This window comes from Bradyrhizobium sp. BRP23, from assembly GCF_020194135.1.
Lineage (GTDB): Bacteria > Pseudomonadota > Alphaproteobacteria > Rhizobiales > Xanthobacteraceae > Bradyrhizobium > Bradyrhizobium yuanmingense.
Map to the genome: position 1 here is coordinate 664643 of NZ_JADYVW010000003.1, position 11150 is coordinate 675792.

The 11150-nt window shown below is 63.9% G+C and carries 8 protein-coding genes; 2 read left to right on the plus strand and 6 right to left on the minus strand.

Going from position 1 to position 11150, the window contains the following annotated elements; genetic code table 11:
• Positions 1–690: 690 nt before the first annotated feature.
• The 3 genes from I6F24_RS11335 to I6F24_RS11345 form a co-directional block, all read right to left on the minus strand.
• The gene (locus I6F24_RS11335; RefSeq protein ID WP_036001610.1) at positions 691–1989 is read right to left on the minus strand and encodes a lysine N(6)-hydroxylase/L-ornithine N(5)-oxygenase family protein; all 1299 of its coding nucleotides are present in this window, start codon (positions 1987–1989) and stop codon (positions 691–693) included.
• A 22-nt stretch (positions 1990–2011) separates the two neighbouring features.
• A complete protein-coding gene (locus I6F24_RS11340) occupies positions 2012–3073 on the minus strand; it encodes a GNAT family N-acetyltransferase (RefSeq protein WP_036022212.1) in 1062 nt (353 codons plus the stop codon).
• Positions 3074–3250: 177 nt separating this feature from the next.
• Entirely contained in the window at positions 3251–4948 is a 1698-nt protein-coding gene (locus tag I6F24_RS11345; RefSeq protein ID WP_225149436.1) for a cyclic peptide export ABC transporter, read from the minus strand.
• A 295-nt stretch (positions 4949–5243) separates the two neighbouring features.
• Here I6F24_RS11345 and I6F24_RS11350 point away from each other — a divergent pair, with 295 nt between their 5' ends.
• Positions 5244–6305 (plus strand): siderophore-interacting protein, encoded by a 1062-nt coding sequence (locus I6F24_RS11350; protein ID WP_225149435.1) that lies wholly within the window; start codon positions 5244–5246, stop codon positions 6303–6305.
• Complete coding sequence (locus I6F24_RS11355) at positions 6302–7153, plus strand: ATP-binding cassette domain-containing protein (protein ID WP_225149434.1); 852 nt, start codon at positions 6302–6304, stop codon at positions 7151–7153. The genes I6F24_RS11350 and I6F24_RS11355 overlap by 4 nt, the downstream gene beginning before the upstream one ends.
• Positions 7154–7159: 6 nt before the next feature.
• On the opposite strand, the gene fhuB is transcribed toward I6F24_RS11355, so the two are convergent.
• The 3 genes from fhuB to I6F24_RS11370 form a co-directional block, all read right to left on the minus strand.
• Positions 7160–9166 (minus strand): Fe(3+)-hydroxamate ABC transporter permease FhuB, encoded by a 2007-nt coding sequence (gene fhuB, locus I6F24_RS11360; protein WP_225149433.1) that lies wholly within the window; start codon positions 9164–9166, stop codon positions 7160–7162.
• The gene (locus I6F24_RS11365) at positions 9153–10034 is read right to left on the minus strand and encodes an ABC transporter substrate-binding protein (protein ID WP_225149432.1); all 882 of its coding nucleotides are present in this window, start codon (positions 10032–10034) and stop codon (positions 9153–9155) included. Before I6F24_RS11365 ends, fhuB begins: the two co-directional genes overlap by 14 nt.
• 132 nt (positions 10035–10166) lie before the next feature.
• Complete coding sequence (locus I6F24_RS11370) at positions 10167–11147, minus strand: alpha/beta hydrolase (protein ID WP_225149431.1); 981 nt, start codon at positions 11145–11147, stop codon at positions 10167–10169.
• Positions 11148–11150: the final 3 nt, after the last annotated feature.

Below are 11150 nucleotides of genomic sequence, written 5' to 3' on the forward strand. Positions count from 1 at the left end.
AGCGTCTGAAAACAATCGACCTGCTTTGCGCCCACGCATGTACCGCCTTAGCCACCAGCCGCCCGCGTGAAACGCGAGGGCAACGCCGATAAGGGGAGAGAACGAACGTTTCCTTTCCGAACGGAAGAACGTCGGAACGCAAAGCGGCAGATGACGCTATCGAGACTCTCATTCACGTCGCGCATGCGGTGTCCGTGAAAGGCCATCCAGTTCTCGATGCGACGCATGCCTGAACGTCCCAAGCCCGGCTGCGCCAGGAGCTCGGCCTTGGTGTGAAGCGACGCAATCTCGAGGAGGTAGTGCATGCGCGTCACGGGCTCTCTGCCAACCAACGCCGCAAGCGGACTGTGAACCAGAATGCCTGCAATTCGCTCAGGGAGAAGGCTTTGCCCCTGCTTGGGAACGAGAGCTTTCCTCACGGTCAATTCCAGCTAGACTTTCAGAAATTCCAAGATCGTTCTAAGAACTCCTCTAGCAAAGCCAATCGGCGTTGTCTCACACGTACACGCTGCGGTTGATCTCGATTAGACAGGTTCTAGATCGGGGAACCCCAAAGCGACAGCGGAGCACGCCTGCAGGGTGACCGCGAGAACGCCGGCTATTGTGTAATGAGAACGGGACGATTCGTGATGCGTTTCAATCTCCATCCGCGCAAGGCTTTTGGAGCTGCGATCTCTCCCGGATCGTGTTCTAGGCGATGAGTTCCCGGCGCGAGATTGTCGAGAGCAGAGACTCCGCAATCTCCTGCGACCGCACGGCAATCACCGAAAGCAGCGTGTCGCTCAGACCGTGAGAGGATTCCGAATAGCCCTGGAGGTGGATCTGCGGCCGGAACGCCGGATTGATCACGAGCCGGTAGTTGCGATCCAGCGCTGCATCGCGAATGTAGCGACGGATCGGTTCGAGAAACCCGTGCGGCGTCTCCCTGTCGTATCCCGTCGCCAGCACGACCACGTCATAAGTCGAACGACGGTTTTCGCCGCGGAACTTGTCAATCACGCCGATCTCGATGCCGTCCGGTCCCGCATCCACATTGGAAATCTCGCTGCGGGGACGCAACATGACCCTTGTGTCGCCACCGACGCGCTGCTGGTAGAGCAGCCGATAAAGCTGGTCCAGCAGGTCGGCATCGACGACGGCGTAGTTGGTGTTCCGGAAGTTGCGGACGATCGCATCCCGCCGCTCGGCAGGCTGCGCGTAGACGAAGTCCGTATAGTCGGGGTTGAAGATCTCGTTGACGAAGGGACTGCTGTCGGACGGCTTGAGAGCATGGCCGCGGAAGATCAGATCGATATGCGCTTCGGGACATCGGCCATGAAGATCGACCGTTACCTCGGTCGCGCTCTGTCCGCCACCGACGACGGCCACACGCACGGACCGGCCGCGCGGGACAACGCGCTCGATCAGGTCGAGATAGCGGCTGGAATGCAGCAGCCTGCGATCGTCGGTAGCCTTGGCAAACACCTGCGGAACATAGGGCTGGCCTCCAACCGCGACCACGAGATTTCGCGCCAGCCGCACGGTCTCCCCGCCGGCGAGCGAGCGCGAATGCACCCGCAACGACGTCACCGTCTGCCCGGCCGTCACCGGCTCGACGGCGACGATGGTCTCGCCGTAAGCGGCCTGCGACTTAAAATGGCTCGCCACCCACTGCAGGTAATCGTTGAACTCGACCCTGCTCGGATAGAACGTCCGGCAGTTGATGAAATCCAGTAGGCGGCCGCGCTTATGCAGGTAGTTCACGAAGGTGAAGGGACTGGTCGGATCGCGCAAGGAGACCAGATCTTTGAGAAACGATATCTGCATGTCGCTGCCCGGAAGCAGCATGCCGCCATGCCAGGTGAAGTGCGGCTGCTTCTCCACGAACAGCGGCGTGCATTTCAGCCGTGATCGCTTCGCGCATTCGTCCAATGCGATGGCGAGCGCGAGATTGGAAGGCCCGAATCCGACGCCAATGACGTCGTGCTCGATCGCAAGTTGATGGGACATGAAGCCGCGCTCCGCTTGCGCTTTAAGACGAGACCGTTGGGCCGGCGGCTGCCGGAAGCCAAAGCCGATCGCCGAAGAAGCGCTCGCGCAACAGCATGACCAGGGTCGCGCGCTTATGGGGAAAGTTGAAGTTCTTGATCTTTGCGAATCCCGAGCGCTCGAGATTGCGAAGCTGCTGCGTATGCGCCGCCGCCGGCTCCCCGACGATCCGCTGCGTGCGGCAATCGTCGAGGAACATGTAGTGCATCAGAGACGGCAGCCACGCGCTGATGTAACGAGCGCCGCGAAAAGCGTCCTCGCCCACGACCACGTGCCATCCCCGGTCATAGTCGTCGGCATCATAGAACGGCGCAATGCGATTTTCCTTGGCCCAATAGAGCTCGAAATAGCCGAACGGCTGCTCGCCGAAGCAGCCGATCAACGGCAGCATATGAGGATCGGCCAGAATGCCGGCCAGATATCGCCGATGCTTGTCGAGATCGCCCGCCTCGTTCCAGAATGCATCGACGCGAGGATCGTTCATCCAGCGGTGCAACAAATGGAGGTCATTCTCGAGATCGGCCACGCGAAACGAGATGACCTCCGACAGCCAGGGAATGAAACGACCGTACACCTTTCCCGCCGGCTTTGCGGCGCGGCGCGGATGACGCTTGTCGTCCGTCATGACGTGGAGTTGCGGCAATGGCGGTCGCCCGGGGTTGACCAGCCAGTTGTCCCGCCGCTGCATCACCAGTTCGGGCAGCAGCACCAGTCGCCCCTCGGACATGATGGCAAGACCACTCTCGGTCAGCTCTCGTGCAAGCGGCGCTCTCCCAGCGAAGTCCAGAACAAGCCGATCGGCGCCAGGTCGCCAGGCAAACAGCGCCTCGGCGGACGCCGACACCGCCCGTGCCGCAACCTCGCGGTCGTCCGAGGCATTCAGGATATCGAGGTGATCGACGCGCTCGCGCAGACGCAGTTCCAACGCGGTCACATCGGCGGCGACGACGCGAAGGCGATCGCCCTCCTGGAAAACGGTCTGAGCGGAATATGGGCCGACCGGGAACGCACGAGGTCCGGTCCCGGAATCCGAAGCCTTGTTCATCCGGCCCTCGCATCTCGATCATCGCTGAGGCGTGGTGTAGATCACTCGCCTACAGGCTGACAAGGAATGCGCGCACACGCAGATTAGATTCTCTACAAATCTGACGGCCTGTCGCAAAACGGGATCGTATGCCGTCATTTGTGCGACAGATGGCGCCAGCGGCTCGCTACATTGTGTCTAAAGCGGCGCATCGGTTGGAACTGCGGAAGGCCCAGCGACGTTGCTGGCCCTTGCCTCGCATGCGACGATCTTGCCGTCGCGCAGCCGCACCAGATGATCCGCAATCCCGAAATAGCGATCATCGTGTGAAATCACGATGATGGTCTTTCCGAGACGCTTCAGATCGGGCAGCAGCTCCGTATAGAAGATGTGCCGGAACGCCGGATCCTGATCCGCGGCCCATTCGTCAAACACGAGCACGGGTCTTTCCTCCAGCCATGCATTCATCAGCGCCAATCGCTTGCGCTGTCCGGTCGACAGGTCCGTCGTCGTGAACACGCCGTTCTCGACCGAGACCTTGTGCGCGACCTCCAGCCGCTGGAGATAGCGTTCCGCCACATCAGGAACCACGCCCTCTCCACGAATGAGATCCTCAAACAGATAATAGTCGGAGAAGATGGTCGTGAAGAGCTGGCGGTAATCGTCGCGTGTCTCCGTCAGGACCGGCGAACCGTCGCGCAGCACGGCGCCGCCATGCGGAGCATAAAGGCCCAGCAACAACTTGATCAGGGTCGTCTTTCCACTGCCGTTCTGCCCCACGATGAAGACGATGTCGCCTTGCCGAACGAACAGATCAACCGGCCCGAGGACAAAGGGATCGCTGCCCGGCACGGCGCGAAAAGCATAGGTTACGCCGCGGAGCTCGATGGATTCGATGGCGGTCTTGCCGGGTGCAGCGGGCGCACTGGCCAGCAGATCGTGCTCGGGGCTCGAGAACTGCCCCGAAAGCTCCGCAATGCGGCGCATCGCGACCTGGGCGCGACCGAGCGCCGGCAGGATGCCGATGACCTGGTCAATGGGCCCGCGCATAAAGAGCAGCACCAGCACGAACCCGCTGGACACCGCAGCGGGACTGTCGGGCCACAGGAACGGTCGCAAGGTCAGCGCCACGCCGATCACCACGAAGAACAGCATCGTCCCGAACGCCCGCGCCGTCACGAACAGATTGATCGACCTGATCTGCACCGAGCTGATCCGGTCGACGGTCTGCTGGAGCTGCTCGACATAGACGCGCCGACGGCGCACCCGATTGAGGCGCAACTCCTTGGCACCTTCGGCGATCGCGCGATATTGCTTGTGCAGCTGATCTTCGGCCTCTCGCGCGGTGCTGAAGCCGCGAACGCCGCGCGTCCTCGCATATCCATGCGCCAGCGATCCCAGCACGATGACGACTCCCGTGATCAGGAAAAGCTGCCAAGACAGCACCGCCAGGTAAACCATGCAGCCGAGCGCGATCACGAGCGACACGAAAAAGGACGAAAAGAAGAACGCGAAATCGCTGATCGTGTCGACGTCCTGCGTGAGAACCGGGATCAGGCGATGCGTCCGGTAGATTTCGAGCTGATCGATCGGCGCAGCCAGGATTTTGGCGGCGAGCGACTTACGAAGCTCGGCGATGATCCGCTGTCCGACATAATTGGCGCTGATGTCGGCGCCAATGGAACCGATCAGGATCAGAAGGCACAGGCCAGCGAAGGCGAAAAACAGCGTTACCACGTCGGCCTGCGTGGCATAAAGCCCATGATTCACGACCGCGAGCAACGCCGCGACGGAGGCACCGCCGACCACTCCCAGAACGCTGCCGCCGAGCACGAGTGGCCAGTAAGGCCGCAGGAGCTGCAGGATCTGCGTCGTCAGGCCGCTTCGTGAGTTCATGATGAGAGCCGCGCTGGAGGAGACCTGAAGCGAACCTATATGGCCCGGACAAGCCGTGCCGAAGTGATGCGAATACATGATGGCAGCACCGCAACTCCAGCGGTTATTTTTGCTGCTCTTTCGATGGATTCTAATTTGGGATCGGCAATGCCTTTAATATGATGCGGGTAGTATCGCTTTTGCATCGCAGCCGGCGAGCGAGCAGGATTTTTGATCGAGAGCCGTGCCAGGCCGCGACATCCGGACATTTGAAGCGCTTGCAGGCTGGCATCGGACAGGCCGGTGGAGAATGAGTTTGGACTTGCTGATCTCCGAAACCCGCATCGCGCTTCCCGACGCCGCCGGCCTCGCCGCGCGGATGATCGATCATCTGGCCGAGCATGACATCGCCTTCGAGGACCGGGACGGTCTCATGGTGGCGAAACTGCCGTTCGGCACCAGTTTCCTCGCCGTCGAGGCCGAAGCGCTCAAGATCCGCGTCGAGGCCAACGACAAGGGCAATCTGGAAATGCTGCGCTCGGTCGTCGCCTCGCATGTGATCGAGTTCGCGGGCGACATTGCCCCAACCATCATTTGGTCAGGTCACGAATCCAACGGCGGCACGCTGGCCAATTTCCGTGAAGTGCGGCTGAAGGCCGCGATCACCCTGACGCCGCACATGCGGCGGCTGACCTTCACGGGCGACGATCTCGCCCGTTTCGCGAATGACGACGATCTGCACGTGCGGCTGTACTTCCCGCCCGAGGGCCTCGCCAAGCCCGAATGGCCGTGGCCCGCGCCCGACGGACGCATCCTGTGGCCCGAGCCCGACCGCAGGCCCGTCACCCGTTATTACACGATCCGCCGCATCGACTTGCAGAGCCGCGAGATCGACATCGATTTCGTGGTCCATGATCATGCCGGGCCGGGCTCGGCGTTCGCGGTGAACGCGACGGCCGGTGCCATCTGCGGCATGGCCGGCCCGCTCGGCCGGGGCATTCGTCCGGCGCGCTGGGTGCTGCTGGCGGGCGACGAAACCGCCCTGCCCGCCATCGCGCGAATTCTGGAGACGCTGCCGGCGACGGCGACGGGTGAGGCCTTTATCGAGGTCGCGGATCGGCGCGAGGAAGTTCCGCTGGTCGCCCCGGCCGGGGTAGCAATCCGCTGGTTGCATCGCGAGGGCCGTCCAGCCGGGACGACGCAGCTCCTGGTCGACGCCATCAAGGCAGTGCGATGGCCGGACCATCGGGACGTCTTCGCCTGGATCGCGTGTGAGGCGCAGGCGCTGAAGACCCTGCGCAACCATCTGCGCGATGAGCGAAAGCTTTCCCGTGACCAGCTTCTGGCCGTCGCCTATTGGAGCCTACGCCAACCATGACGATCCAACACGCGCAGACGAGCGAAACGACGCTCGCCTTGCCCGACGTCACGCAGGCCTCACTGGAAGCGCCCGCCCCCTTGTTCCAGCTCGACCAGGTCGGCTTCGCCGTGGCCGAGCGCGCGCTGCTCGAACCGCTGACGCTATCCCTTCCCGCACGCAGCGTCGTCGGGCTGATCGGCCATAATGGCTCCGGCAAATCGACCTTGCTGAAATTGTTGTCGCGCCAGCAGCCGAGCTCGTCAGGAACGATTCGTTTCGAAGGCCGCGCACTGCGCGCCTGGAGCGATCGGGACTATGCCCGCAAGGTCGCCTACCTGCCGCAGCAGACGCCGCCCGCCGCCGGCATGCTGGTCAAGGAGCTGGTCGCACTCGGCCGCTATCCCTGGCACGGCGCGCTCGGACGGTTCGGTGACATCGACCGCGAGAAGGTCGCAAACGCCATGGCGTTGACGCATATCGAACCCTTTGCGGATCGCCTGGTCGATACGTTGTCCGGCGGCGAGCGCCAGCGGGCGTGGATCGCCATGCTGGTTGCGCAGGATGCCGAGTGCCTGCTGCTCGACGAGCCGACCTCGGCGCTCGACATCGCTCATCAGATCGAAGTGCTGTCGCTGGTCAGGCAGCTCGCCCGCGAGCGCAATCTCGGCGTGGTCGTGGTGCTCCACGACGTCAACATGGCCGCCCGCTTCTGCGACGAGATCATCGCGCTGCATTCCGGGAAGCTGATCGCGCGCGGCACACCGGACAAGATCATGACGCCGGCCGAGCTCGAAACCATCTACGGCATCCCCATGGGCGTGATGCCGTCGCCGGACCATGGCCATCTCATCAGCTTCGCGCGGTGAGCGCCGTCAACCGCGCTGCGGGCGCAGCAGCCAGATGAGATAGGGTCCAGCAAGCATCATGGCGAAGATGCCGGCGGGCATCTGGAACGGGAAGATCACCATGCGTCCGGCCCAATCCGCCGTGACCATCAGGATCGCCCCGATCAACGCGGCCAGCGCCGCCTGATGCAGCGCGCGCTGCGCCCCCATCATCCGTGCCATATGTGGCGCGATGAAGCCGACCAGGCTCAGAAGACCAACCATCAGCGTGGCCGTCGCCGTCAGCAACGCCGTCAGCAGCATGATGATGACGCGGCTCCGCGTCAGCGAGATGCCGATCGAACGCGAGGTCGCAGATCCCAGCGGCAGGATATCAAGCCAGCGGGACAGCATTGGCACCATGATCAGCAGAACGAGCGCCGCGGCGGCGAGGATTGCGGCCTCGGCCGGGCCGATCTGGTAGAGCGAGCCTGTCAGCAGCGACAGCAGCGTGCCGATGCGGGGATCGCCTGTCGCCAGCGCCATGGCAATGATCGCGCCGAATGCCGCGCTCATGGCGACGCCTGCCAGCAGCACGCGCTCCGGACTGAACTCGGACCGCCGGCTGAACAGCAGCACCAGCGCCAGCACGATGAAGGCGCCGATCCCGGCCGCTGCAATCTGCTCCAGCCTGGTGTGGGCGGGAAAGAGATAGAGCAGAACGATCACGCCCATCGCGGCGCCATAGCTGATGCCCATGACCTCCGGCGCGGCCATCGGGTTTCCGGTCATCCGCTGCAGCAGCGTGCCGGCGACCGCCAGCGTCGCGCCAGCTGCCAGCGCCGACACCACGCGCGGCCAGCGCCACGGCCAGAATTCCTGCAAGCCCGACAGGCCGCTCCAGCGCCAGCCGTCGGAGCCGACCCCGAGGCCGAGTGCGATCCAGACGGCAAGCAGCAGCAAGACGAACGCGAACAGGATCACGCGCCAGGGATGATCGAGCCGCGCCGGAACGGATGGCGTGAGGTTTCCCATCGGCATGGCGGCCCGCAGCCGCGGCAGCAGCACGAGCAACATTGGCGCGCCGATCAGGGCCGTCACCGCACCGGCCGGCATTTCGCGATAGCCGGGCGGGATCAGAAGCACGAGCTGATCCGTCAGCCACAGCAGCAGGGCGCCGCAAAGTGGCGCCCAGATCAGCCGGTCGCGAAAGCGGCGCGCGCCTGACAGCATGACGATGGCCGGCGCGGACAAACCGACAAATCCCATGACGCCGACCACGCTGACGACTGACGCACTGAGCGCGATCGCGATGACGAGCGCGAAGACCCGGGCCCTCGTCAATCCGAGGCCGAGATTGCGCGCGGTCTCGTCGTCGAAGCCGAGCAGGGTCAGCGGACGAACCATCGCCGCGATCAGCACGATCGAAATCAGCAGCCGCGGCGCCAGGAAGGTGACGTTGCTCCAATCCTGCTGATTGAGGAAGCCGGCGCCCCAGATGAACAGACCGATCAGATATTCGTGGTTGAGCAGCACCAGCGCCTGGGTGGTCACCGCGCAGTAGTAGCTGACGATCAATCCAGCGAGCACCAGGACGACGGGCGACAGCGCACGCTTCCAGGTCAGCCCGAACACGCACAGGAACGCAGCGAACCCGCCGCACAGCGCAATCCACTCGCGGCCGAAGGCCAGCAGCGACGGTGCCCACAGGGTCGTCACGGCCAGCGCAAGATAGGCGCCGTTCAGGACGCCGATGGTGCTCGGCTCCGCAAGCGGATTGCGCAACACCTGCTGAGAGACCGTGCCGGCAAGACCGAGGGCTGCGCCGGCCAGCAGCGCCACTGCGATGCGCGGAAACACGGTGTAGTGCACCAGCATCTGCTGGGGATCGGTGACCTCGGGCCGCCACAACACCGGCAGCCAGGCGCCTGCGGGCAGATATCCGGACAGGTTCCGCCAGGTCAGCGCGGCCGCGGCTGCCAGCAGCAAGCCGATCAGCACCGCCGGATGCATCTCCAAGCCGGACCGGGCCGGCAGTGCCTCAACCTTGCTCATGGCTTTCCCGCGGCAGACGTTCGGCGAGAAGGCGGGCGAAACGTCCGGCCGCCGGCACGCCGCCATAGAAGAACTGGTTACCCAGGACCGTCAGCCGATGCGACCGAAGAGACGGCAGGGTTTGAAGCACAGGGCTTGCCTTCAGCAGCGCTTCGACATCGGCGACCCGCGAGGTCATCAACACCAGCCGCGCGTCCGGAACCGCGGCGAGCACTTCGAGCCCAACACTGGTATGGCCCCATGGGCCGCTCTGTCCCGTCCAGGCATTCCTCAATCCGCACTGATCGAGCACCTCCTGATAGAGGCTGTTCGGACCGAACACGAGCGCGCGGTTGCGCGCGATCTCGCTGACGAGATAGAGCGGCTTGCCGCCGCGACCCCGGAGCCGCTCACGATAGCCGGCCATGGCGACGTCGAAACGGGCGAAATAGGCTTCGCACGCCGACTGCACTCCGAGACGTTTGGCAAGCTCCAGCGTCGAATGGCGCGCCGTGTCGAGAGGATGCCCGCCGGGTCTGAAGATCGTAAACGTTTCGACCGGCGCGATCAGCTTGAGCCGGGGGACGGCGGCCGCAATGCTGGGGTCGATGACGATGATGTCGGGCGCGAAGCTCTGCAGCAGTTCGAGATTTGGCTCCGAACGCAGACCAATTTCCTGAACCGCGGACGGAACGGGCGGCTCGACGACGAGCCGGCCATAGCGCTCGATCTCCGGAATCACCAGCGGCACAACGCCGAGCGCCAGGATCGTCTGGGCACAGGCCCAGCCGAGCGCGGCAATTCGGAGCCCAGATTGCGGTCCACTGGTTTGGGCAAATGCCATTGGCCATGGGCCCGCAATGGCCGTGCCTCCGATCGCTGCGCCCACGCCGAGGAGCGCACGGCGGGACAGCCTATGGTCTGGAATAGTCGTGCTCATGGGATCCGTTCAGGCGCCTCTCGCACAGAAGCGCGAGAGACGATGATCATGACATACTCTCGTTCACGCTGCATTGCCATATCAGGCCGCCTTTTCGCCAGCGGCGAGAAAGGCCTTGGCCAGCGCCCGCCCGATCGTCGCCCTCGCCTGCAAGGCATCGGCCACGACATTCCCCATGCGCAGGAATTCATGGATCATGCCAGGATAAACGTGCAGATCGACGGGAACACCGGCCACCGCCAAGCGTGCTGCATAATCGCGCCCCTCGTCCACCAGCGGATCGAACTCGGCGAGGACGATGCATGCGGGAGCGAGGCCCGACAAATCATCCGCTGCGAGCGGCGCGAAACGCCAATCGTCGCGATCCGACTCGTCGCGGAGATATTGCCGGAAGAACCAATCGACGGTGCTACGCTCCAGGAGATGGCCGGTACCGTAGCGCTGGTAGGATGCGGAGGTCTGTCGAGAGCTGAGACCAGGATAAGCGAGAATCTGAAGCACCGGCTGCGGAAGGCCCCTGTTTGTCCTCGCCTCGATCGCGAGCGCGGCGGCAAGCGTTCCGCCGGCGCTGTCGCCGCCGACGGCGACCCGGCGCGGATCGAGGCCGATCGCGCGGCCCTCGAGGCCAATCCAGGCTAGCGCGTCGACCGCATCCTCGAAAGCGGTCGGAAACTTGTGCTCCGGTGCGAGCCTGTAGCCGACCGAGAGCACGGCCGCACCGCTGTCCTTGGCGAGGCCGCGGCACAATGGCTGATGCGAATCGAGGCTGCCGACGACGAAGCCGCCGCCGTGCATGTAAAGAAGAACCGGAATGGGAGTGCGTTCGCTCGGTTGCGGGCTCGCATAGAGCCGCGCCTCGATGATCGCGCCATCCCGCACCGGCAGCGACAAACGCCGCTCGTAGGCAAGCGCCGGCGGATCGACGTCGAGCAGCGGAGAGGACGCATCGAAATCGGCCCGCGCCTGCGCAGCAGTCAATTGCGGAAACGGAACGCGCGCGCCGCTTTCGGTGCCGGCCTGCACCATCTCGAGCAATGCCGCGATATCTGGATCAAGACTCAAAGA

Bases quoted from the DNA above. Each gene is read 5' to 3' on its own strand.
- I6F24_RS11335 (WP_036001610.1), bottom strand. From the start codon at position 1,989: ATGTCCCATCAACTTGCGATCGAGCACGACGTCATTGGCGTCGGATTC.
- I6F24_RS11340 (WP_036022212.1), bottom strand. From the start codon at position 3,073: ATGAACAAGGCTTCGGATTCCGGGACCGGACCTCGTGCGTTCCCGGTC.
- I6F24_RS11345 (WP_225149436.1), bottom strand. From the start codon at position 4,948: ATGAACTCACGAAGCGGCCTGACGACGCAGATCCTGCAGCTCCTGCGG.
- I6F24_RS11355 (WP_225149434.1), top strand. From the start codon at position 6,302: ATGACGATCCAACACGCGCAGACGAGCGAAACGACGCTCGCCTTGCCC.
- fhuB (WP_225149433.1), bottom strand. From the start codon at position 9,166: ATGAGCAAGGTTGAGGCACTGCCGGCCCGGTCCGGCTTGGAGATGCAT.